This window comes from Halopenitus salinus (genome assembly GCF_055397165.1).
In genome coordinates, this window is the sequence record NZ_AP043853.1 from 101,989 (window position 1) to 123,033 (window position 21,045).

Consider the following 21,045-nt stretch of genomic DNA (forward strand, 5'->3'; position numbering starts at 1 on the left):
CGCTATCGGCCGATGTGTTCGTGTTGGTAAGTATTTACGGGTCGGTTCGACGGCGACGGCGCCCTTCATTCGACGAAGGGGGCCGTCACTCCACGACGATGGCGCCCTTCATGCCGACGGCCTCGTGGGGCGTACAGACGTACTTGTAGGTGCCCGGATCGAGGGTCTGCTCGAAGGTGTGGCCGGACTCGCCGGTCGTCTCCGACTCGAACTCGCCCCCGTCGGCGGCGACGTTGTGCTGGCCGCCCTGTCCGGTCCACTCCCAGACGATCGTCGTGTCGCTCGAGACGGCGACGGCCGGCGGAGCGAACGAGAGCCCGTCGCCCGCTCCGACTTCGATCGTGACGCTGTCGGCGTCGCGGCGGTCGAGGGTGCCCTCGTAGTTGCTGACGCCCTCGAACCAGCCGTCGTAGTTCGGCTCCTCCGAGAGGTACTCGTCTCCGCCGCCGTTCCCGCCGCCACCGTTACCACCGCTCTCGCCATTTCCGCCGTTCCCGCCGCCACCGTTTCCACCGTTCCCGCCGTCGCCGCTCCCGCCCGAACAGCCGGCGAGCATCGTCGCCCCGACGGACGCGGTCGCGGCGAGGTACGTTCGGCGGTCCAGGGTGCGGTCCGTGAGCGTGCGTTCGCGTTCGGTCATGGGACGAGTGGTACTACCCGGTGGGAGGGGATAGGGTCCGCGATGATTCCCGGCCGCTGGAAACCCCCTGCGAACATGTTCGCTCGCGTGGCGTGCGTCACTCCTGCCAGTCGGGATCGAGACGCGGCGGCGAGAAGAGGTCATACCCCTCGACGGGGACGTCCTGTTCGTTGATGGCGGCGTGGGTTTCCCCGCCCGGAATGACGTAGGAGTCGCCCTCGTGGGCGAGCCGTCGTTCACCCTCGATCACGAACGTGAGGGTCCCGGCGGTGATCACTCCGGCCTGTTCGTGTTCGTGGCTGTGTTCGGGGACCTCCGAGCCCGGCTCGAAGTAGTAGCCCTGGACGCTTATCCTGTCGCCGGCGGCCTCCTGTGTCAAGTGGACGCCCTCGACCGCCTCCACCGGATCGACGTCTTCGTCGGTCACGATTTCCATGTCGATAGGGGGCCGTCGTCGATACTTAAATCGCTCGGCCGGATCGCCGCTTCGAGGCCGTCCGATCGCCGCTTCGACGGCACGTTCATCGCATCGCCGATCGGTCGAACCACGCTCGATCGGTCGTCGGACTCCGTTTCGGTAGCACGGTCCTTATTACCGCGGCGCCCGCGGAGTCCGATATGGAACTCGACGCGATCGCCGACCTGATCGAGGCGGAGATCCCGGACGCAGTCGCCGCGGTGACGCGCCCGCGCGTTCACGACGACGAGGACGAGGACGATCACTACGCGGCGGTCGTCGTCTCGCCCGCCTTCGAGGGGGAACCGCTCGTCGCCCAACACCGGCGCGTCTACGACGCCCTCGACGAGCACATGACGACCGACATCCACGCGATGGAGATGCAGACCTACACGCCCTCGGAGTACGCCGACCGCGGCGACGGCGCCCTCGACGATCGGCTTCGCGAGGCCGGACACCTCCCGGTCGAGGAGTGACGTCGGGGCGGAGACGGTGTCGAACAACGATCGGCGGGGACGTCAGCGGCTTTCAGTAGCTTTTACGCGCTCCACGCGAGAACCCATGGGCATGGAAGACGATCACCGGATCGAATCGGACAGCCTCGGAGAGATGCAGGTGCCGGCGGACGCCTACTGGGGCGCCCAGACCCAGCGTGCGGTCGAGAACTTCCCCATCTCGGGGATCACCTTCGGGCGGCGGTTCGTCCGCGCGCTCGGCATCGTCAAGAAGTCCGCCGCGCGCGCGAATCGTGATCTCGGGTTGATAGAGGAGGACGTCGCGGCCGCGATCGTCGAGGCCGCAGACGAGGTCATCGCCGGGGAACACGACGACCAGTTCCCCGTCGACGTCTTTCAGACCGGGTCGGGGACCTCCTCGAACATGAACGCGAACGAGGTCATCGCCAACCGCGCGGCCGAGATCACGGGCGCGGAGATCGGCGACCGCGTGGTCCACCCGAACGACCACGTCAACTACGGCCAATCGAGCAACGACGTCATCCCGACGGCGATGCACGTCGCCGCGCTCGAGGCGCTCGAGAAGGACCTCGTTCCCGCCCTCGAGACCCTCCATACGTCCCTCTCGGAGGCGGAAGCGGAGTTCGACGGCGTGGTGAAGACCGGACGGACCCACCTCCAGGACGCGACGCCGATCCGGCTCGGTCAGGAGTTCGGCGGCTACCGCTCGCAGATCGAACACGGGATCAAACGCGTCGGCGACGTCCAGCTGCACCTTCGCGAGCTGGCGCTGGGCGGGACCGCGGTCGGGACCGGCCTCAACACCCACCCCGAGTTCCCGGAACTCGCCGCCGAGTACATCTCCGAGGAGACGAACACGACCTTCCGCGAGGCCGACAACCACTTCGAGGCGCAGGCCGCCCACGACGCCATGTCGGAGGCCCACGGCGCGTTGCGCACGGTCGCCGGATCGATGAACAAGATCGCGAACGACCTCCGGCTTCTCGCCTCCGGCCCGCGAAACGGCCTCGGCGAGATCGAACAGCCGGAGAACCAGCCCGGCTCGTCGATCATGCCCGGCAAGATCAACCCGGTCGTCGCGGAATCGGTCAACCAGGTCCACAAGCGCGTGATCGGCAACGACGCGACGATCTCCGCCGGCGCCGCCCGCGGCGAGATCGACTTGAACCTCTACAAGCCGGTGGTGGCCCACAGCTTCCTCGAGTCCGCGGCGCTGCTCGCCAACGCCGTGGAAACGTTCGGCGAGAAGTTCGTCGCAAAGCTGGAGGCCAACGAGGAGTACTGCGCCGAGCAGGTCGACCGCTCGATGGCGCTCGCGACGGCGCTCAACCCCGCCATCGGTTACGACAAGGCATCGAAGGTCGCAAAGAAGGCCCTCGCCGAGGACAAGACCGTCCGCGAGGTCGCCGTCGAGGAGGGCTACCTCACCGAGGAGGAGGCCGACGAGGTGCTCGATCCCGAGCGGATGACCCACCGCGGGATACTCGGAGACGACTGAGCGACGGACACAAAACACGCCGATTCAGTATCGACGCCGCGCGAGCGAGCGATTGTTGGGGTTCGGAACGGACTGGACCGACCCACAGCGTCGACACTTCCAGGTGTAGGCTCCAAGCGAGAGGTAGCCGTCGCCGACGTCCCCGCCGTGATCGATGCCCCACTCGAGCCCGCACTCGCGACAGGAATCCGGGCGGTGTTTTCGCGTCTTCACCGAGGAGTCGTCGGGCCGGGCCGGAAGCGTCGCTTCGGCGGTCAACGCGTCGAGCACCGCACGCTTGTCGTCGGCCGAAAGCGCCGCCTGAAGCTCCTCGATCCGATCGATCGCCTCCGATCGACGCCTCCGCAGCCGCTCGTAGTCCGGATCCGATCGGCGATCGGTCTCGCCGTCGGAGATCTCGTAGGCGCTCATCCGGGCCGTCACCCCGTAATAGGTCCGGAGGGCGTCGTGATAGACGGCGCGTCTGAGGAGGCGGGCGACCGTGGTCGAAACGGCGTCCTCGGTCACGGGCCTCGTGATCGTTCCGTGGTGAGCGACCGCCGCGTCCGCGATCGCCTCGCGTTCGGTCGAGACGAGCGCGATCTTACAGGCGGAGGACGTCTCCTCGACCGCGGCCACGACGTCGCGTTTGAGGTCTCCATCCAGCCCGTACCCGAGCAACACGACCGCCACGCTCGCGTCGAGCACCGCGAGCGTCTCATCGCGCGTGCTCGCGGTTCTAACCGTGTACGTCTTCGAGAGCCACATCGCGTACCGATCCGCGTGATGATCCTCGTCGACGACGAGGACGGTCGCTCCGTGCGAACCGCTCGAGCCGGATCGGCGCCGAGTCTGCGAGGCGTTCCCCTCACCGGGACGAGGGTGGTTCGCCCGCTCGGAACGGTTCGTGGGCCTCATTTTGGTTTGCTTCCCCCATGTCGGCGGCGTTCCCGTCGAGCCGAAACGTGACGCGCGCCGGATATACTCGGAAAGTTCGATCTCACGGTATATATACGTTCGTCGAAACGCCGGCTCGATCCGCTCGTTTGCCGGAAGCGCGGGTGAACGGACGATTTAATCCGGATTAAATCCGGCTTAACCGTTCGAAATCCGGATTCACGGTCTCGCCTTTATAAGTTCTCCACGCTCATTGGACCGAACGCGATGAACCGACTCAGCACGCTCGTGATCGCGTTCGTCCTGGTCGTCTCGACCGTCGGGGCCGCACCGGCCGCGGCGGCGGCCATGGACGGCGCGAACGCCCAGGCCGTCGACGCGCCCGGAAGCACGGTCGAACAGGTGACCACGGAGAACGATACCGAGACGAACGGAACCGAGACGAACGAAACCGAGTCAAGCGACACCACCAACGGAACCGAGACCGCCAACGACTCGGACGATACGACGAACGAGACGGACGACGGTAACGAGACCGACGTCGAGGACATCCCGCCCGGCCAGTTCCTCTCGGGCGCGATCGGCGTCCAGGAGGCCGAACTCGACGGTGAGATCGAATCCCGCGCGCTCGGGCTCCGTATCGCACGCGCACAGACCGACGGCGAGCGTGCGGACGTGATCGCGGACGCGATCGAAAACGACTCCGAACGCGTCGAGGAACTCCGGGAACGACAGGAGGAGCTCCGCGAGATGCGCGAGGAGGGCGAGATCTCCGAAGGTGAATACCGCTCGCGGAACGCGAAGATCGCGGCACAACTTCGCAACATCGAGCGCACGTCGAACCAGACCGCCGAATCCGCCGCGGGACTGCCGGACGAGCTGCTCGAGGAGCGCGGCGTGAACGCGACCGCGATCCGGGAACTGCAGAACAACGCGAGCGAGTTGCGCGGCAACGCCTCGGAAGTCGCTGGCAACATCGCCGGCCCGCCGGCACACGCGGGTCCGCCGGGCGACGCCGGTCCGCCGGAGAACCTCCCCGGACGTGACGATGGCGACGACGATTCCGAGGAGGGGATGGAGGAGAGCGACGAACGGGAGAACGCCGACGACGAAGCCGGAACCGCCACGGACGAGGGTGCCTCCGACCGCGGCGACGCTCCCGACGAATCCGGCCGTCCCGATGATGCCGACGGACCGGCCGATTCTGACGGTTCCGAGGACGGCACCGACGACTCGAGTGATTCCGACGACGGGTCGGACGACTCGACCGAGTCCACGAGTGACGACTCGACCGAGTCCGACGGCGACGACGGCGGTAGCGCCGGAGGTTCCGGCGGATCGGCCGGATCGAGCGGCGGTTCCGATCGCGGTAGTGCGGGAGGAAATCGATGAATCGAGGGGGATCTAACTCCAACTCGCGATCCGAGACCGACCGGTCGGCGTTCGGCGTCGATCGACCGGTGACCGCCTATCCGTCCGAGATCTCGCGATGATCGCGGCGTCCCGGATCGCGTCCGCGTGTCTGGCGGCCGTCGTCGTTTCCGGCCTGCTCGCCGGTGCGACCGGAGGTGCTGCGGCCGCAGACCACGACGGAAGTCCGGCGTTCGTCGTCGAACTCGAGGAGAACGGCGACGCCACGGTCACCCTCGTGTCGACCTACGATCTGCGTGACGACGACGAGCGGGACGCCTTCCGAGCGCTCGCGAACGACACGGACGCGCGGTCGGCGCTTCGCGACCGCTTCGAGTCGCGAATGGCCTCCGTCGCCAACGACACGGCGGCGGAGACGGACCGCGAGATGCGCGTCTCCGACGGGTCGATCGACGTGAGCAACCAGGAGAGCTCGGAGGTCGGGACCGTCGCGCTATCGGTGCGCTGGAGCGGGCTGGCCGCACTCGAGGACGACTCGATCGTCCTCACGGAACCGTTCGCGAGCGGGTTCGAGTCCGATCGCACCTTCGTCGTGACGGCTCCCGACGGGTACGCCGCGAGCGGCGTGACGCCGGAGGCGGATTCCGGTGGCGCCGAGCAGGAGGGCGAACCAGAGTCCCTCCGGTGGGAGCCCGGGACGTCGCTCGAGGGGTTCGAGGTGACCTTCGAGCCGACGTCGAGCGCGAACGGCGATTCCGATGACGCCGCCGGCTCCGGATCCTCTCAGGCCTCGGCGCCGGGATTCGGCGCCGTGACGGCGGTTCTTGCGCTGATCGGGACCCTCCTCGCGGCGCGAGCGCGCGCCGATCGCTGATCGGTTGGTAGCCGACCATCTTCCACCGGCCGACGGCCGACCCGATCTTCCATCGACCGCGATCCACCCGGACGTCTCGAACCGTCCGTCAAAGAACGTCGAGATCTCTTCTCACGTACGATCGACGACGCCGTCTCAGGCCGATCGGACGGCCTCGAGCACCGCCTCGTAGTCGGGCTCGTTCGTCGGATCGTCGGCGACCCAGTCGTAGACGACCGTGCCGTCCGCATCCAGCACGTAGACGGCCCGGTTCGCGATCCCGTGTAGCCCGAGGTCGGCGATGTCGATCTCGAGGTCGAAAGCCCGGATCGCCTCGCGGCCCATGTCGCTTATCAGGTCGAACTCGAGGTCGTGTTCCTCGCGGAAGGCGCCGAGCGAGAACGGCGAGTCGGCGCTCACGCCGAGGATGCGCGCGCCGGCGTCGTCGAACGCCTCGAGTCGATCCTGGAGAGCGATCATCTCGTTCGTACACGGCGGGGTGAACGCGCCGGGGAAGAACGCGAGCACGACGGGACCGTCTCCGAGGGCGTCCTCGAGGTCGAACGATTCGTGGTCACTCGTGCCGATCGTTGCGGTGAAACTCGGAGCGGCGTCTCCATTGGAGACCATCACGACGAGATTCGGGGTGGCGAACCATAAAGTCGATCACGAACGGACGGGAGCTCGTCTCCGAGGCGACTCAGGCGTGTTTTTTGGGTTGGGTGAAGGCCGGCTGGTCGCCGTCCTCGAACTGCTTTATCATCCGCTCTTCGGCCCGGTGGAGGATCTCACAGCACGTCGACTTCGCCATCTCCAGCTCGTCGGCCAGCTCGCCCTGGGTACAGCCCCGCGGCGAGTCGTAGTACCCGAGGTCGATCGCCGTCGCGACGACTTCGGCCTGTCGCTCCGTGAGGATCCGATCGAACTGAACGCTCTCCCAGATGTGTTCGACCATGAAGCCGATGTCCGACCGCTCGAGCTCGTCCGCGAGCGTGGACAGGCGGTTCCTCGTCGTCGTCAGCTCCCAGTCCACCTCGCCGTCGACGATCTCGAAGGGCATCTCGATCGGCACCCCGGTCCGATCGAGAACGCGAAGCAGGAGCGGATCGTCGGCCTCGAGCTGGATGAGCGCCCGGTCGGCGCCGCGCTGGAAGACCTCGACGGTGTAGACCTCGTCGTAGGCCTCCATGCGCTCGACGATCGCGTCGGGGTCGGAGTCCGTAGTCAACACCTCCACGAATCCGACGCCGACGTCGTCACACGACTGTGCCGATCGAATCCGAAACCGGGCATCCGGAAACTCCCGGGAGAGATCGCCGATCCATGCGCGCGTCGGGACGTCGAGCGTGAGTGAGACGGACACCATCTTAGGCGAACCTAAACGCGTTGCCCCATTCAACGTGTTGGCGAACATGTTCGACGTAGAGGTTGCTGTCCGGCGTCCGTCGACGCCGACGCGTGGGGCGCCCTACGGTCGCCAAATGGCGGTCACCACGGCGTCGTCCGTCTCCGCGGTTCCGTACTCGTAGCCGCGATCCGCCAGTTTCGGGTAGAGGTGCTGTGGCGCCCGATCGTTGAACTGCACCAGGACGGTTTCCCCGGACAGATCGGGCAACCGCTCGAGCGTGTTCTTCAACGGCTGTGGCGGCGGCAGGTCGCGGGCGTCGAGCGTCTCCGTCGGTCGTCCGGTGGGTGCACCCGTCTCCGCGAGAACCGCCGGTTCGGCCTCCATGTTCGAGATGGGGGCTCGCGAGGGAGTGACTATTTCGCCGAAGATGTTCGATCGGATCGTGACGGCACGAGCGTTCCTCGACGACGAGCGCGAGCGCCCCTCGACGACGAATACGTTCGCACGAGGGCGTACGGTGGTTCCGCTCGGAGGGATTTATGCGGACGGCCGGAGATCGTCTCGATCTCCCGATGCCCGCGATCGGCTCGATGGTCGAACCGGGCGTCCATCCCCACACCCATGCACTCAGTCACCGTCACCCGAACGATCGATTCGGATCCGGAGACGATCGCCGAGGCGATGACCGACGTCGGTCCCTTCATGACCGCCGCCGGATTCGACGAGGTCGCCGTCGACGGCGACCGGATCGAGGTCGCGAACGCGGTCGGGATCGCCACGATCGAGTTGACGCTCGAGCGCGTCGACACGGACGCCCTCGAAAAACCTCACGCCGATGCGGCCTTCGCCTACGAACAGCGCGAGGGCATCTTCGAGGAGATGGTCACGTCCTACTCGCTGTCGTCGGTGGCGGACGGGACCGAGGTCGAGGCCACGACGACGTTCGCGCTCGACGTCGCGGTCGTGGGCGACCTCCTCGATGCGACCGTGATCGACCGCCAGCGGCGTCGGGAGCTGGAGGCGCAACTCGACTGGCTGGCGGACGAGACGGCTTGAACCGACTCGTCGAGTTCGTCTCTCCGGGAGGTGTTTCGGACATGTTCGCCCGGCCGGACTTGTCCGTTCCGCCGGTAGTTCGTGGTGAGACCCATGTCCGAGACCACACGCAAGGGCGAGCCGGGCGTCGACGCCGACCGCGATCACGACACGGATCATGATCACGACGCCGACCACGACCACGACGCCGAACCGGTGACCGACCGGGTTCACGACAACTCCTGGTCGGCGAACCTCGAGAAGCCCGAGCACGCCGAATCGCGATCGCTCGTGGTCGAACAGGCCATCGACGCCATCGAGCATACGGCACCCGGAAACCACGTCAATCTCGTCACCCACGGCGCACACGGGCACCCCTCGGAGTACCTCTTCGACGCGCTGGAGGCGGCTGAGATCGGCGAGGCCATCGAGTGGGAGTACGTCGAACAGTGCGGTTGCGGCGGTCACGTCGTTCGCGTTCGGGCGTGAGTTGCTCCGGGACCCTTCGGGCCCCGCACGCCGATCGCTGGTAGAGTGAGCGATCGCCGGAAGAGTGATGTGCGAATGAACACCACGACCCACATGGACGAGACCCTTCCCCGAATCGGCCTCGGCACGTATTCGGACGACGACGCGGCGCAGTGGACGAAGAACGTTCGAAGCGCCCTCGAGGCGGGGTATCGTCACGTCGACACGGCGGAGGTCTACGGGAACGAGGAGTACGTCGGCGAGGGGATCGCGGCCTCGGACGTCGACCGCGAGGACGTCTTCCTGGCGACGAAGTCCGTTCACGAGGAGAAACCCGGTCCGACGCGCGAGGACGTGATCGCGGGCGTCGAGGGCAGCCTCGATCGGCTCGGAACCGACTACGTCGACCTGCTGTACGTCCACTGGCCGGCTGACCTCTATGACCCCGAGACGACCCTCGGCGCCTTCGAGGAGCTTCGCGAGGGGGGCGCGGTTCGAAACGTCGGCGTCAGCAACTTCGAGCCCGACCAGCTCGACCGCGCCCGCGAGGTGCTCGACGGACCGCTTTTCGCCCACCAGGTGGAGATGCATCCGCTCTTGCAACAGGAACACCTCCAGGAGTACGCCGCGCGCCACGACCACTGGCTCGTCGCGTATTGCCCGATCGCCCGCGGTCGGGTCTACGACGTGCCCGTCATCCGGGAGATCGCGGAGGAATGCGACGCTACCCCCGCACAGGTCAGCCTCGCGTGGCTGCTCTCGAAGGAGAACGTCGCGGCCGTCCCGAAGGCCGCCACCCCCGCACACCAGCGGGAGAACCTGGCGGCCCTGGATCTCGCACTCGACGACGGACAGGTGGCTCGGATCGACGCGCTGGAGCGAGAACACCGGATAATCGACCGGGACTACGCTCCCTGGAACCGTTGAGGCGTGGGCGGTGAACTCAACGGTGAAGACGGCGGTGTAGTCGACGGTGAAGACGGCGGTGTAGTTGACGTCGAGATTACTCCCGGTCGAGGGTGTCCAGAAGCTCCTCGACGAGCGTGTGGGACTGATACCGAACCTCCTCCGTGTCCGCGTCGTACTCCACGATCCCGCGTTCGGACAGCGTCGGGAGGATGACGTGTTCGAGGTTGATCAACGCGTCCTCGTGTGGCATCTCCCCTTGCGAGGCGAGGTGGCCCGCGATCTCCCCCGCGGACGCGACACCGTCGGATTCGTCCGCCAGATATCGCACCACCGATCGTCGGTATCGGTCGGCCAGCACCTGAAGTATGCCGTCGACTGCTTGCGATCGCATCGTCGATCCACGATCGATGCGACGGTACAAAGTGTCACCCGATGACGTAACGACAACCCCTGACGCGGGGTCGTGATCGTCCCGATCGACCCTCACCCCGGGGTCTTCAGCGTCGACTGCTCGCGGTACGTCTCGAATATCGACTCGACCGTGGCTCTGAGGGCGGGATTTTCGGAGATCGCGAGCGCGTACGGCCGTTCGTTCCTCGACACCGAGACCATCGCCGTCCCGTCGGCGGCTCCCGCGAAAAACGACATCTGGTCGGGGTGGACGTAGATGTCGACGTCGTCCGAGTCGGTCGCCACCGCGTGACCATCGCGGTACTCCGTCCTCGAGTCCGCGATATCGCCCGCCTGCCGTGGGATCACGGCCTCGACGTCGATGTCCTCCCCGCTGCGTATCCGCTCTGCGAGCTGGTCGACGCTCTCCTTTTGAACGCCCGGTGCGACCTCCCGAATCCGGGTCGCCTCCGATCGAAGCGTGAGTATTCGATCGAGGATGCTGAACGGATCCGACTCCGAGGCGACGAGCAGTTCCGCGCCCTCCAGGTCCTCGAGATCGATGGTCTCGAGCGCGGGCGGCGCGTGACGGAGAAGCGGCCTGAAGGTGACCGCGAGGTCCGTCGTCTCGAGGAATCCATCGAGCTCGTCGGCGACGTGGGACCCGAACGGGGTCAGCCGGAGCGATCCGTCGGTTTCACGGAGATATCCTCGCTCCCGTAGCGATTTCACGACACGCACGACGGTTCTGTGTGACGCATCGAGCCGGGACTCCAGTTCGGCCCGCTCGAGCTCTCCCGCCTCCGAGAGGATCACGAGCGTCCTCGCTCGACTTTCCGATTGAGTTATGTATCGGAGTTCCGATACCGAATTCGTCGTCATATTCGGCGCTTGATGCGACGTCCCTTAAAATGGGGCGTCGATCACGAGTCTGGAGCGTCGATCACGAGGCGAAAGGATCGATCACAAAAGTGGGACGGGTGGCGTCCGAATCGTCGCCTCGCGGTGCGGTATGAAAAGGATGATACCCGCTCGAAACTCGCTATACAGTATCAGGTGGTTTGTGTGACCCAGAAACGCGAGTACACGGGCGACTATCCCGACAAGACGCTGTACATTCCGGGGCCGACGGAGGTTCGCGAGGACGTCATCGAGGCGATGTGTGAGCCGACGTTCGGCCATCGGATGGATCGGATGACGGACCTGTATACGACCATCGTCGAGGATACGAAGGAGTTCCTCGACACCGACCACGAGGTGATCGTTTTGACGGGATCGGGTACCGAGTTCATGGAGAGTTCGATCCTCAACCTCGTCGACGAGGACGTCCTCTGTACGACCTGCGGCAGCTTCAGCGAACGGCAGGCGAACGTTGCGGAACGCCTCGGCAAGTCGGTCGACACGCTCGAGTACGAGTGGGGCCAGGCCGTAAAGCCGGAGGACGTACGAGCCGCCCTCGAGCGGAGCGAGACGGACTACGACGCCGTCACCTGCGTCATGAACGAGAGTTCGACCGGCGTCCGCAACCCCGTCGAGGAGATCGGCGACGTCGTCGCCGACTACCCGGACACCTACTTCATCGTCGACGCTGTCTCCGCGCTGGGCGGCGACTCCGTCGACATCGACGCCCACGGCATCGACGTGATCTTCACCTCCGTCCAGAAGGCGTTCGCCATGCCGCCGGGACTCGCGGTCTGTGTCGTCAGCGACGACGCCTACGAGCGCGAACTCGAGAAGGACTCCGCCTCGTGGTACGGCGGGTTCCAGCGCTCGCTCGACTACTACGATCGGAAGGGCCAGACCCACTCCACGCCGGCCATCCCGATCATGTTGGCCTACCGCAAACAGATGAAGTACATGCTCGAGGAGGGCCACGACGAGCGTGACCGTCGCCACCGCGAGATGGCCGAGTACACCCGCGAGTGGGCTCGCGACCACTTCGATCTGTTCCCGGAGGAGGGCTACGAGTCACAGACGGTGAGCTGTATCGCGAACACCCAAGACATCGACGTCGCCGGGACGATCGAAACCGTCTCCGAGCGCCACGACATGGTCTTCTCGAACGGATACGGGTCGGCGCTCGGCGAGAAGACGTTCCGGATCGGACACATGGGCGAACACACCGTCGAGTCGATCAGGACGCTCACGGACGCCATCGAGGACGCCGCCGGTCTGTGAACAGCCGTCCGAGACGTCGCCAGTGATCGAGTCGGGACCGTAGTCGGATCGTATCGGTCATGTCTCGATCGTGTCGGTCACAACGACACCTTCAACTTTGTCCGGATTATTCATCCGGACACGCCCCATGGCGGTGAATTCCGGCGGTTCCGGCACCGTTCGATCGTGCGTGGAATGGCCGGAAGTTCACCATCCGTTTCCGCTTGCGAACGGATGGAACCGATGACGGAACTGGGGCGAATCACGATCCATGGTGGGATGGCAGAGCGGCCCATTGCGCCTGCCTTGAAAGCAGGTAGCCTCACGGCTTCCTGGGTTCGAATCCCAGTCCCACCGTACGAAGCGCGACGCAGTTTCGCGCCGCGCAGTTTCGCGCCGCGCGGCGCTCGTGTTTGGATTCAAAACGGACCTGTTCTGTGAATTCGAAGCGGACCTGATCCCGTTCCGAATTTCACGGCCACGAGACACGTTACCGTGCGTTTCCTCAATCTTTAACAGCCCCGCGATCGATCCATGATGTGGGTGAAACACATGAGCGACCACGAACTCGATCCGCTTCCGTACGACTACGACGCACTTGAACCGCACATCTCCGAGCAGGTGCTCACCTGGCACCACGATACCCACCATCAGGGGTACGTAAACGGGCTCAACGCCGCCGAGGAGACGCTCGCCGAGAACCGCGAGAGCGGCGATCACGGCAGCACCGCCGGCGCGCTCGGCAACGTGACCCACAACGGCAGCGGTCACTACCTCCACACGCTGTTCTGGAACAACATGTCGCCGAACGGCGGCGGCGAGCCGGACGGCGAACTCGCCGACCGCATCGCCGAGGACTTCGGCTCCTATGAGGCCTGGAAGGCCGAGTTCGAGGCCGCCGCGGGCGCCGCCGGCGGGTGGGCCCTGCTCGTCTACGATCCGGTCGCAAAGCAGCTTCGCAACGTCAAGGTCGACAAACACGACCAGGGCGCGCTGTGGGGCGCCCACCCGATCCTCGCGCTCGACGTCTGGGAACACTCCTACTACCACGACTACGGCCCGGCACGCGGCGAGTTCATCGACGCGTTCTTCGAGGTCGTCGACTGGGACGACGTCGCCGACAACTACGACAACGTCGTGCCGCGCTTCGAGTAGTCGCTCGCGAGACGGGAGCGCCCCGCGACCCGCGATCGAATCCCGAGTTTTTTGCGGACTCGACGCTCGAGCAGTCCCGCGTCTCGGCTGGTCCCCGGTCTCGATCGCGCCACCGAGTCGAGACGGTCACGTCGGGCCTCGACCGTGGCCCTTCGTGACCCTCTCGCCGGGCCTCGACCGTGTCGTTTAGGGCCCGCGCGGGCGGATTCGGTGACATGCCCACTTCCAAGGACGCCTTCGAGACGACCTATCCCTGCGAGTTCTACACGGCCGAGGAGCTGCTCGACCCGGACCTGATGTACACGGTGCCCGAGATCGCCAGGCTCCTCCAGGGTCTCGAACCCGACGCCGAGATCGACGACGGGGCCGAGGCGGTCCTCGTCGACTGGGCGATCCCCTGGATCATGCAGAACGCGGACGAGTTGGTGATCGGCGAGCCGCTCGAGGAGAACGGACCTGGCTATTACGGCCTCGCGGTCGAGGACGGCGATCGGACGTGACCGGTGGCGGCGACCTCCCGGTCGAGGACCGCAATCGCCGATCCGGTGGCGACCACCTTCGGCTCCTCGTCGCGGGCGGATCGCGCGTCGACGCCGGTAAGACGACCTTCTCGGTCGGACTCCTCGCTCACCTCGCCGAGCGCGGCCGGGAGCCCGTCGGCGTGAAGCCGCGGGCCGGAAACGATCGCTGGTTCGATCACGACGATTACCGCCGCGCCACCGCGGACGGCCGGCTCTACGGAAAGGACGCGAAACGGCTCGCCGCGGCGAGTTCCCGCGGACTGACCACGACGCCCGTCCCCCCCGAGTCGATCAACCCGGTTCATCGGCTCTGGCGACCGACTCCGGGCCGAACCGGGATGCTCGGCGACTCCGATCGGACGTTCCTCTGTGACCGGGTCGGCGGCGTCGAGGAACCGGGCGACGCCCGGTTCGTGGTGAACGGTGCGGCCGAGGAGGCCGGTCTGATCCCGGAGGATCTCGAGGGACGGTTGCCGATCGCGGAGGCGACCCGTGTTCACGACCTCGAGGAGTTCAACCGCGTCATGCGCGAGGCGTACCTCCCGACGTTCGATCGGTTTGCGGGGCGGATCCGGTCCCACGACGGTCCCGTCGTGATGGAGTCGTACGCCGACGTCGCGGTCCCCATCGACGTGGGTTCGGACGCCAATTCCCCGGAGTCGGACGCGTACTCCCGCGGTGAGGAGATCGGCATCGACGCCGTCGCGGTCGTGGCGCCAGGGCGTGTCCGGATCTACGACGGAGATCGGTATCTCCGGGGACGCGAAGTCGCCTCCGGGAGCGCCCGCGAGGGCGCTCTCGAGGAGCACACCGAGGCGGTGACCGCGATGATCGAGCCGGTGGCGCGAACGGGTCTTCCGGCTCTGTCGACAGAGGAGCGCGGCGATCCCTCACGTGTCGCCGCCGCGTACGCGGACGCCTACGATGCGCTGTTGAAGGCCGTTTGAGGGTTTATGCGACCACGGAGAGCGCTTCGATCGAATCGGGCCAACGATCCGGACCGCACTGGTTCGGAGGAACCGTTTTTGTGCGTCGCGGCGTTGATCCGGTGATGAACGATCTCGAACGGCACGGCGTTCCCGAGGAGGTGGAGACGGACGGGTGGACGCTCGAGGTCACCGGTTCCGTCGACGACGTGCTCTCGCTCACGCGTGCGGACCTCGAATCGTTCGCCCGTGAATCGATCGTCGACGACTTCGTCTGCGAGGAGGGGTGGACTGCCGAGGGGCTTCGTTGGGAGGGGATCCGCGTCGCGTCGATCCTGGAGCGAGCCGGCGTGAGCGATGCGGGCGAGTACGGGCTGGTTCGAGCGCTCGATTCGGGATACGCCTGCTCGTTCCCGATCGAACGTCTCGCCGACTCGGTGCTCGCGGTGGAACTCGACGGAGAGTCCCTCGCGCTCGAACACGGCGGTCCCGCTCGGCTGGTTCCGGTCGGGAACGACCGCGACTGCTGGGAGAGCGTTAAGTGGGTCTCCGCCATCGAGGTCCGAAAGTCCGAGCCGACCGCGGCGGACACCGCCAAGGACGCGGCGCTTTCGCGCGTCTCATGAAGGATACGCACCGAAAGTGGGAACGACGGTTTCGAAACGAGGAGTATCCGACCGACCCCGAGCCCTCGCCGTGGCTGTTCGACTGCATCGAGGCGGCACCTGGACGGGGGACGGAAGCCGGAGCAGCTCCGGAGGCCGAGGCTGAGAGGGAAGCGGATACGGATCACCACGTCGAGGGCCCGGATGCCGACGTTCCGGGTTCCCACGTCCCGAATGCCGATACGACCGGACGGGACGGACCACCGCGTGCCCTCGACGTCGCGACGGGGACGGGGCGAAACGCGATCCCGCTCGCGGAGGCGGGCTTTTCGGTCGAGGCCGTCGATCAGTCGCGAGCGGGATTGCGAACTGCCCGCTCGCGGGCCCGCGAGAGGGGCGTCGCGGAACGGATCGACTGGATCCAGGCGGACGTCTCCACGATGCCGATTCCGACGTCGCGGTACGGGCTCGTCGCGATCAGCTTCTTCCGGACGATCGATCGCCTCCCGGATCTCAAACGCTCGCTCGTTCCCGGCGGGGTCCTGTTCGTCGAACACCACCTCCGATCGGCGGACGACGTCGAGCTCGGTTCGAGCGACGAGCGGTTTCGGCTCGCGTCGAACGAGCTGCTTCGGTCCTGTCTGGATCTGACCGTACTTCACTACGAGGAGCGAACGGAGGTCCGCGAGGACGGCCGAAAGAGCGCCATCGCGGAGATCGTCGCCCGCAAATCGTCCGGGAACGCACAGTCGTATCCCCGGTTCGATCACGGCGGAGCGCGGCGGTAGTCCTCCTCCACGGCGGTGAATTGTCTCCACGGCGGGAAGTCCTGCTTCACAGCGGTATCTCGTTCCTACGGCCACGCCGAGATCCGTTCCCCTTCCACAGAGGTGATATCCCTGCGGCCGCCATCCTCTTCATGGCCCGGACGGCGTTTCGCTCCCGACGGACCGCCTACTACCTCGCGCTCGTCGTCGCCACGACGGCGCTTTTCACGCTGACGTACAACTTCGGCATGGCCGTCTGGGAGGGCCGCCCGCAGCCGCTTTTTCGCTCGCTCGAGGTCGTCGTCCAGAGCTTCACGACCACCGGATACGGCGAGGACGCCCCCTGGCAGTCGCCCCAGATGAACGTGCTCGTCATCGTGATGCAGCTTTCGGGGATCGGGCTCATCCTGACCGCGGTCGACGTCTTCGCCGTTCCCTGGCTTCGCAGCGCGCTCACGCCGACCGTGCCCGAGGCGGCCGACGAGATCCGCGACCACGTCGTCGTCTGCGGCTGCACGCCGCGGACCGAGGCGTTCATCGACGAGCTGGATGCCCGCGGTCGCGACCACGTGCTCGTCGTGGCCGACGACGAGACCGCACGGGACCGCCACGAGGAGGGATATACCGTGGTGCACGGCGATCCCGAACTGACGGGGACGCTGGAGAACGCCCGGATCGGGTCCGCGATCGCTGTCGTCGCCGACGCGGGCGACGAGATCAGCGCGAGCATCGTCCTCGCGGCGCGCGACGTCGATCCTGACGTGCGAACGGTAACCCTCATCACCGACTCGGATCTCGTTCGGTACCATCGCGCCGCCGGCGCCGACGACGTGCTCTCGCCGCGACGGCTGGTCGGCGAGAACATCGTTCGCGAGATCCCGACGGCCGTTCGGACCGACGTCGAGGAGGGGATCCCCCTCGGCGAGGAGTTCGAGTTGGCCGAACTCTCCGTCGAGACGGGAAGTGACCTGTGTGATCGGACCTTCGGCGACGCACGCGTCCGTGATCGCTTCGGCGTGAACGTGATCGGGGCGTGGTTCAACGGGGACTTCGAGACCCCTGTCGATCCCGATCGAACCTTCGATGCGGGGACGCGACTCCTCGTCGTGGGCGCGCCCGATCGGATCGAGGCGCTTCGTGACGCGACGGAGACGACCGTTCGACGGTTCCCGAGCCAGCGGATCGTGCTCGCGGGGTACGGCGACACCGGCAAGGTGGTCCACCAACGGCTTTCCGGCTCGAACTCACGGCTCACCGTCCTCGACGTCGAGGACGACGATGAGGGAGTCGTCGACGTCGTCGGCGACGCACGTGATCCTGACGCACTCGAGCGGGCGAACGTCTCGGAGGCCTCCGCGTTCATCGTCGCGATCGAGGACGACACGACCGCCATCTTCGCCACGCTCATCGCTCGCGAGCTGAATCCGGACCTTCGGATCGTCGTTCGAGCGAACGACGTCGCGGACGTCGAGAAGCTTCACCGCGCCGGCGCCGACCACGTCCAGTCGCTCGCGGCCATCAGCGGACGGATGCTGGCAGCGACGGTTTTCGAGGACGAGGAGGTCATCGCCTACGACAAACAGATCAGCGTCGTTCGGCTCCCCGCCGGTGAGCTCGCTGGAACCACGATCGCCGACGCGGCGGTCCGCGAACGGACCGGCTGTACGATCGTCGCGTTCCAACGTGGCGACGAGACGATCTCGGAGTTCGATCCCGAGACGTTCGAGGTTCACGAGGAGGACCGGATCGTGGTCGCCGGTACCTCCGAGGACGTGACCCGATTCGAGCGAAGCTTCGCTCCGTCGTGAGGCGGTGTATCGCGCAGGGGAACGTTGGGATGGGGGAGGGAGAGAGTACGTTTCGTGTGCTTTCGGATCGTGGGGTGGGGTGGGTCGTGAGATGGGGATCGGTGATGCGGCTCCGGAACAGCGGCGGACCCACTGGACATGAAACAAGGAGGGACGTACGCCGGGGATCGAACGCCAAAGGCCGGGGATCGAACGCCAAACGTCGGAGACCAGGACGTGGATCACGAGGCAACAGTAACTGAGAGTACGTTTCGTGTGCTATCCGATCCGGAACCAGGATCGGAATCACGATCGAGTCGACGCTCTCGAACGTCGTTTCCGCTTCTCGTCCCGAAAGCAAACGAAACACTCGAAGGTAGGTATTAAATACTACAAGCACGGTACACTTCACAAGGACATGGGAGGGCCATTCAGCGGTCTCACGGAGACCATCTTCGCGGACAAGTCCGTCCTCAACGAGAGCTATCAACCCGAGGAGATCCTCGAACGCGACGAGGAGATCGAGTCGTTCAGTCACGCGCTCCAGGACGTGTTGTTCGGTCGCGAACCGGAGAACGTCTTCCTGTACGGCAAGGCCGGCCTCGGTAAGACCGCGGTCACCAAGTACATGATGGACGAGCTACGCTCGGAGGTGGCCGTCCGCGAGGAGGCGAACGATCTCCACGTCCACGAGATCAACTGCAACGGCAAGACGCTCTTCATGGTCGTTCGTCGGCTGGTAAACGATCTGCTTCCCGAGGACTCGAGTCCGTTCCCGAAGCGGGGACTGGGAACCGGGGACGCCTTCGACGAGCTCTACGACCAACTCGATCGGCTCGGTGGGACCCACCTCGTCGTCTTCGACGAGATCGACCACCTCGACGACGTCAACACGCTCCTCTACGAGCTCCCGAGGGCCCGATCGAACGGCCACATCACCGACTCGCTGGTCGGGATCATCGGGATCAGCAACAACTACACCTTCCGCCAGTCGCTGTCGGCGAAGGTGAAGGACACGTTGATGGAGACCGAGATATCCTTTAGCCCCTACGACGCGGGCGAACTTCGCACCATTCTCCACAACCGAGCCGACAGAGCGTTCGTCGACGGGGCCTGTGACGACTCCGCCATCGCGAAGGCGGCGGCGCTTTCCGCCCAGGACATGGGGAACGCCCGACAGGCGATCGATCTCCTCCGCGTCGGCGCGGAGGTCGCCGAACGCGAGAACGACGAGGTGGTCTCGGACGGCCACATAGCGGACGCACGAACACTCGTACAGCGCGGCCGGCTACGCAACAAGATCCGCGATCAGACCGAACACGCTCAGTACATCCTCGAGACGATCGCGAAACTCGACCAGCAGGGGGAGGTCCCGGCGCGCTCGAAGCAGATCCAGAAGGGATACGAGCGGATCGCGGACGCCTACGGCGCCTCCCCGCTTACGACCCTCAAGAGCATTCAGGACCACCTCTCGGATCTCCACATGCTCGGGTTCCTCCTCAGACACGAGCGCAACTACGGGCTCAAGGGCGGCCAGTACTACGAGTACGAACTCGATCTCGATCCGGAAATCGTCCTCGAGACCCGGGCCGACATCGTCGACGTCGAGGATGGGCCATCGAACTGACTGACTGACTGACTGATTCCTCCCTCGTGTGATGTGAAAGCACACGAAACGTACTCTCTTCCTCCACCGTCCGTTCCGTTTCATCCCTCTCCGTCCGCTCCGATTATCCTCCTCCATCGGTTTCATCCCACTCCACTCGTTTCGATCGCTTCCCACTCTTCGTTCGCTTCACCCTATCCCCCAACCCGAAAGCACACGAAACGTACTCTCCCTCTTCCTCTCTCCCCCCCGCTTCTCCTGTTCTTTCCTCCATCGGACCGTTCCGTCCCGCGTACGATCGCCTTTAAGCGTCCGCTCCCCGTTTGACCGGACGAGTTCATGTCCGTACCGACCACGACGCTGCCGAGCGGAGACGAGTTGCCACAGATCGGATTCGGGACGTGGAACATTCCCGAGGGTGACGTCGCCGACGCGGTTCGGACCGCGATCGACGCCGGATACACGCACATCGACACCGCGGAGGGGTATCAAAACGAGGCGGGGATCGGCGAGGCGCTCGCCGACTACGACCGTGAGGACCTGTTCGTCACCTCAAAGGTGCTCCCGTCGAATCTGAACTACGAGTCCCTCATCGAGTCGTGTGAGGCGTCCTTGGACCGGCTCGGGACCGACTACCTCGACCTCTTCCTCATCCACTGGCCGAACCCCGCGATCTCACTCCGGGAGACGTTCCAAGCGATGGAGCGACTCCACGAGCGAGGGCTCATCCGGAACATCGGGGTCTCCAACTTCAGCCAGTACCAGCTCAGCGCCGCCCACCACATCGCCGACTTCCCAATCGCGGTTAACCAGTTCGAGTACCACCCGTGGTTCCAGCGCCCCGGCCTCGTCGAGTATTGCGAGGAAACCGATACGGTGATCGAGGCCGCCGCTCCCCTCTCGCGCTCCGACGTCTTCGACGACGAGGTCGTTCGCGAGCTCTCGGAGACGTACGACGTCTCCCCCGCACAGGTCGTCCTCCGGTGGGCGATGGACAACGACGTGGTCGTGATCCCGAAATCGAGCTCGCCGGACCACATCCGCGATAACCTCGAATCGGTCGAGTTGGAACTCGATGACTCCGATCGCCGCCGGCTCGACGAACGCGACCGAGACCGACCCTGCTACGACACCGGACCGCGCGACTGGACCCGGGATGTCTACGGGATCTCGGAGTAGGTCGACTCCACCGTTGACCTG

Annotated in this window: 24 protein-coding genes and 1 tRNA gene; 17 read left to right on the top strand and 8 right to left on the bottom strand. The window is 65.7% G+C overall.

Features of this window, described 5'->3' with window-relative positions:
* Positions 1-85: 85 nt before the first annotated feature.
* A complete protein-coding gene (locus ACZ5YD_RS02200; protein ID WP_379740128.1) occupies positions 86-640 on the bottom strand; it encodes a halocyanin domain-containing protein in 555 nt (184 codons plus the stop codon).
* A gap of 97 nt (positions 641-737) precedes the next feature.
* Complete coding sequence (locus ACZ5YD_RS02205) at positions 738-1,076, bottom strand: cupin domain-containing protein (protein ID WP_379740125.1); 339 nt, start codon at positions 1,074-1,076, stop codon at positions 738-740.
* Positions 1,077-1,258: 182 nt separating this feature from the next.
* Between ACZ5YD_RS02205 and ACZ5YD_RS02210 the strand changes: the two genes are divergently transcribed.
* Both ACZ5YD_RS02210 and ACZ5YD_RS02215 read left to right on the top strand, forming a co-directional pair.
* Positions 1,259-1,573 carry a BolA/IbaG family iron-sulfur metabolism protein gene (locus ACZ5YD_RS02210; RefSeq protein WP_379740122.1) on the top strand — a complete coding sequence of 105 codons (315 nt, stop codon included), beginning with the start codon at positions 1,259-1,261 and terminating at the stop codon, positions 1,571-1,573.
* Positions 1,574-1,664: 91 nt separating this feature from the next.
* Positions 1,665-3,071, top strand: a complete 1,407-nt coding sequence (locus tag ACZ5YD_RS02215) for a class II fumarate hydratase (RefSeq protein WP_379740119.1) — start codon at positions 1,665-1,667, stop codon at positions 3,069-3,071.
* A gap of 24 nt (positions 3,072-3,095) precedes the next feature.
* Here the strand turns inward: ACZ5YD_RS02215 and ACZ5YD_RS02220 are convergent, their stop codons facing one another.
* Positions 3,096-3,968: a hypothetical protein gene (locus tag ACZ5YD_RS02220; RefSeq protein ID WP_379740116.1), complete on the bottom strand. Its 873-nt coding sequence runs from the start codon at positions 3,966-3,968 to the stop codon at positions 3,096-3,098.
* A gap of 246 nt (positions 3,969-4,214) precedes the next feature.
* Between ACZ5YD_RS02220 and ACZ5YD_RS02225 the strand changes: the two genes are divergently transcribed.
* Both ACZ5YD_RS02225 and ACZ5YD_RS02230 read left to right on the top strand, forming a co-directional pair.
* Entirely contained in the window at positions 4,215-5,339 is a 1,125-nt protein-coding gene (locus tag ACZ5YD_RS02225) for a DUF7096 domain-containing protein (protein ID WP_379740113.1), read from the top strand.
* A 97-nt stretch (positions 5,340-5,436) separates the two neighbouring features.
* Entirely contained in the window at positions 5,437-6,192 is a 756-nt protein-coding gene (locus tag ACZ5YD_RS02230) for a DUF7345 domain-containing protein (protein WP_379740110.1), read from the top strand.
* Between the two features lie 135 nt (positions 6,193-6,327).
* On the opposite strand, the gene ACZ5YD_RS02235 is transcribed toward ACZ5YD_RS02230, so the two are convergent.
* The 3 genes from ACZ5YD_RS02235 to ACZ5YD_RS02245 form a co-directional block, all read right to left on the bottom strand.
* Positions 6,328-6,801 carry a redoxin domain-containing protein gene (locus ACZ5YD_RS02235; protein ID WP_379740107.1) on the bottom strand — a complete coding sequence of 158 codons (474 nt, stop codon included), beginning with the start codon at positions 6,799-6,801 and terminating at the stop codon, positions 6,328-6,330.
* 70 nt (positions 6,802-6,871) lie between these two features.
* Positions 6,872-7,537: a helix-turn-helix domain-containing protein gene (locus ACZ5YD_RS02240; RefSeq protein WP_379740104.1), complete on the bottom strand. Its 666-nt coding sequence runs from the start codon at positions 7,535-7,537 to the stop codon at positions 6,872-6,874.
* Between the two features lie 102 nt (positions 7,538-7,639).
* Entirely contained in the window at positions 7,640-7,903 is a 264-nt protein-coding gene (locus tag ACZ5YD_RS02245) for a DUF2249 domain-containing protein (protein ID WP_379740101.1), read from the bottom strand.
* A 237-nt stretch (positions 7,904-8,140) separates the two neighbouring features.
* Here ACZ5YD_RS02245 and ACZ5YD_RS02250 point away from each other — a divergent pair, with 237 nt between their 5' ends.
* The 3 genes from ACZ5YD_RS02250 to ACZ5YD_RS02260 all read left to right on the top strand — a co-directional run bounded on the left by ACZ5YD_RS02250 (position 8,141) and on the right by ACZ5YD_RS02260 (position 9,949).
* Positions 8,141-8,575, top strand: coding sequence for an SRPBCC family protein (locus ACZ5YD_RS02250; RefSeq protein WP_379740098.1), 435 nt, complete (start codon positions 8,141-8,143; stop codon positions 8,573-8,575).
* Between the two features lie 93 nt (positions 8,576-8,668).
* Positions 8,669-9,043, top strand: coding sequence for a CGCGG family putative rSAM-modified RiPP protein (locus ACZ5YD_RS02255; protein ID WP_379740096.1), 375 nt, complete (start codon positions 8,669-8,671; stop codon positions 9,041-9,043).
* Between the two features lie 93 nt (positions 9,044-9,136).
* A complete protein-coding gene (locus ACZ5YD_RS02260; RefSeq protein ID WP_379740093.1) occupies positions 9,137-9,949 on the top strand; it encodes an aldo/keto reductase in 813 nt (270 codons plus the stop codon).
* A 76-nt stretch (positions 9,950-10,025) separates the two neighbouring features.
* On the opposite strand, the gene ACZ5YD_RS02265 is transcribed toward ACZ5YD_RS02260, so the two are convergent.
* Together ACZ5YD_RS02265 and ACZ5YD_RS02270 are read right to left on the bottom strand one after the other, a co-directional pair.
* Entirely contained in the window at positions 10,026-10,322 is a 297-nt protein-coding gene (locus ACZ5YD_RS02265) for a DUF7344 domain-containing protein (protein WP_379740090.1), read from the bottom strand.
* A 92-nt stretch (positions 10,323-10,414) separates the two neighbouring features.
* Complete coding sequence (locus ACZ5YD_RS02270; protein WP_464384454.1) at positions 10,415-11,137, bottom strand: helix-turn-helix transcriptional regulator; 723 nt, start codon at positions 11,135-11,137, stop codon at positions 10,415-10,417.
* Between the two features lie 249 nt (positions 11,138-11,386).
* Here ACZ5YD_RS02270 and ACZ5YD_RS02275 point away from each other — a divergent pair, with 249 nt between their 5' ends.
* From ACZ5YD_RS02275 to ACZ5YD_RS02320, 10 genes are all read left to right on the top strand, one after another.
* Entirely contained in the window at positions 11,387-12,499 is a 1,113-nt protein-coding gene (locus ACZ5YD_RS02275) for a pyridoxal-phosphate-dependent aminotransferase family protein (protein ID WP_379740084.1), read from the top strand.
* A 252-nt stretch (positions 12,500-12,751) separates the two neighbouring features.
* Positions 12,752-12,835 (top strand) — tRNA-Ser (locus tag ACZ5YD_RS02280).
* 195 nt (positions 12,836-13,030) lie between these two features.
* A complete protein-coding gene (sod, locus tag ACZ5YD_RS02285) occupies positions 13,031-13,633 on the top strand; it encodes a superoxide dismutase (RefSeq protein WP_379740081.1) in 603 nt (200 codons plus the stop codon).
* A 215-nt stretch (positions 13,634-13,848) separates the two neighbouring features.
* A complete protein-coding gene (locus ACZ5YD_RS02290) occupies positions 13,849-14,133 on the top strand; it encodes a DUF5827 family protein (RefSeq protein ID WP_379740078.1) in 285 nt (94 codons plus the stop codon).
* On the top strand, positions 14,130-15,101 hold the full coding sequence (locus ACZ5YD_RS02295; RefSeq protein WP_379740075.1) for an ATPase: 972 nt from the start codon (positions 14,130-14,132) through the stop codon (positions 15,099-15,101). The genes ACZ5YD_RS02290 and ACZ5YD_RS02295 overlap by 4 nt, the downstream gene beginning before the upstream one ends.
* Positions 15,102-15,205: 104 nt before the next feature.
* Entirely contained in the window at positions 15,206-15,706 is a 501-nt protein-coding gene (locus ACZ5YD_RS02300) for a molybdopterin-dependent oxidoreductase (protein WP_379740072.1), read from the top strand.
* Positions 15,703-16,473 carry a class I SAM-dependent methyltransferase gene (locus ACZ5YD_RS02305; protein WP_379740069.1) on the top strand — a complete coding sequence of 257 codons (771 nt, stop codon included), beginning with the start codon at positions 15,703-15,705 and terminating at the stop codon, positions 16,471-16,473. Before ACZ5YD_RS02300 ends, ACZ5YD_RS02305 begins: the two co-directional genes overlap by 4 nt.
* 131 nt (positions 16,474-16,604) lie before the next feature.
* Complete coding sequence (locus tag ACZ5YD_RS02310) at positions 16,605-18,260, top strand: potassium channel family protein (protein ID WP_379740066.1); 1,656 nt, start codon at positions 16,605-16,607, stop codon at positions 18,258-18,260.
* A 397-nt stretch (positions 18,261-18,657) separates the two neighbouring features.
* Positions 18,658-19,866 carry an orc1/cdc6 family replication initiation protein gene (locus tag ACZ5YD_RS02315; RefSeq protein WP_379740063.1) on the top strand — a complete coding sequence of 403 codons (1,209 nt, stop codon included), beginning with the start codon at positions 18,658-18,660 and terminating at the stop codon, positions 19,864-19,866.
* A gap of 318 nt (positions 19,867-20,184) precedes the next feature.
* Entirely contained in the window at positions 20,185-21,024 is an 840-nt protein-coding gene (locus ACZ5YD_RS02320; RefSeq protein WP_379740060.1) for an aldo/keto reductase, read from the top strand.
* Positions 21,025-21,045: the final 21 nt, after the last annotated feature.

What these genes read in the sequence shown, in the direction of transcription:
- ACZ5YD_RS02200 (WP_379740128.1), bottom strand. Translation starts at nt 640, where the DNA reads ATGACCGAACGCGAACGCACGCTCACGGACCGCACCCTGGACCGCCGA.
- ACZ5YD_RS02205 (WP_379740125.1), bottom strand. Translation starts at nt 1,076, where the DNA reads ATGGAAATCGTGACCGACGAAGACGTCGATCCGGTGGAGGCGGTCGAG.
- ACZ5YD_RS02210 (WP_379740122.1), top strand. Translation starts at nt 1,259, where the DNA reads ATGGAACTCGACGCGATCGCCGACCTGATCGAGGCGGAGATCCCGGAC.
- ACZ5YD_RS02215 (WP_379740119.1), top strand. Translation starts at nt 1,665, where the DNA reads ATGGAAGACGATCACCGGATCGAATCGGACAGCCTCGGAGAGATGCAG.
- ACZ5YD_RS02220 (WP_379740116.1), bottom strand. Translation starts at nt 3,968, where the DNA reads ATGAGGCCCACGAACCGTTCCGAGCGGGCGAACCACCCTCGTCCCGGT.
- ACZ5YD_RS02225 (WP_379740113.1), top strand. Translation starts at nt 4,215, where the DNA reads ATGAACCGACTCAGCACGCTCGTGATCGCGTTCGTCCTGGTCGTCTCG.
- ACZ5YD_RS02230 (WP_379740110.1), top strand. Translation starts at nt 5,437, where the DNA reads ATGATCGCGGCGTCCCGGATCGCGTCCGCGTGTCTGGCGGCCGTCGTC.
- ACZ5YD_RS02235 (WP_379740107.1), bottom strand. Translation starts at nt 6,801, where the DNA reads ATGGTCTCCAATGGAGACGCCGCTCCGAGTTTCACCGCAACGATCGGC.
- ACZ5YD_RS02240 (WP_379740104.1), bottom strand. Translation starts at nt 7,537, where the DNA reads ATGGTGTCCGTCTCACTCACGCTCGACGTCCCGACGCGCGCATGGATC.
- ACZ5YD_RS02245 (WP_379740101.1), bottom strand. Translation starts at nt 7,903, where the DNA reads ATGGAGGCCGAACCGGCGGTTCTCGCGGAGACGGGTGCACCCACCGGA.
- ACZ5YD_RS02250 (WP_379740098.1), top strand. Translation starts at nt 8,141, where the DNA reads ATGCACTCAGTCACCGTCACCCGAACGATCGATTCGGATCCGGAGACG.
- ACZ5YD_RS02255 (WP_379740096.1), top strand. Translation starts at nt 8,669, where the DNA reads ATGTCCGAGACCACACGCAAGGGCGAGCCGGGCGTCGACGCCGACCGC.
- ACZ5YD_RS02260 (WP_379740093.1), top strand. Translation starts at nt 9,137, where the DNA reads ATGGACGAGACCCTTCCCCGAATCGGCCTCGGCACGTATTCGGACGAC.
- ACZ5YD_RS02265 (WP_379740090.1), bottom strand. Translation starts at nt 10,322, where the DNA reads ATGCGATCGCAAGCAGTCGACGGCATACTTCAGGTGCTGGCCGACCGA.
- sod (WP_379740081.1), top strand. Translation starts at nt 13,031, where the DNA reads ATGAGCGACCACGAACTCGATCCGCTTCCGTACGACTACGACGCACTT.
- ACZ5YD_RS02290 (WP_379740078.1), top strand. Translation starts at nt 13,849, where the DNA reads ATGCCCACTTCCAAGGACGCCTTCGAGACGACCTATCCCTGCGAGTTC.
- ACZ5YD_RS02300 (WP_379740072.1), top strand. Translation starts at nt 15,206, where the DNA reads ATGAACGATCTCGAACGGCACGGCGTTCCCGAGGAGGTGGAGACGGAC.
- ACZ5YD_RS02305 (WP_379740069.1), top strand. Translation starts at nt 15,703, where the DNA reads ATGAAGGATACGCACCGAAAGTGGGAACGACGGTTTCGAAACGAGGAG.
- ACZ5YD_RS02310 (WP_379740066.1), top strand. Translation starts at nt 16,605, where the DNA reads ATGGCCCGGACGGCGTTTCGCTCCCGACGGACCGCCTACTACCTCGCG.
- ACZ5YD_RS02315 (WP_379740063.1), top strand. Translation starts at nt 18,658, where the DNA reads ATGGGAGGGCCATTCAGCGGTCTCACGGAGACCATCTTCGCGGACAAG.
- ACZ5YD_RS02320 (WP_379740060.1), top strand. Translation starts at nt 20,185, where the DNA reads ATGTCCGTACCGACCACGACGCTGCCGAGCGGAGACGAGTTGCCACAG.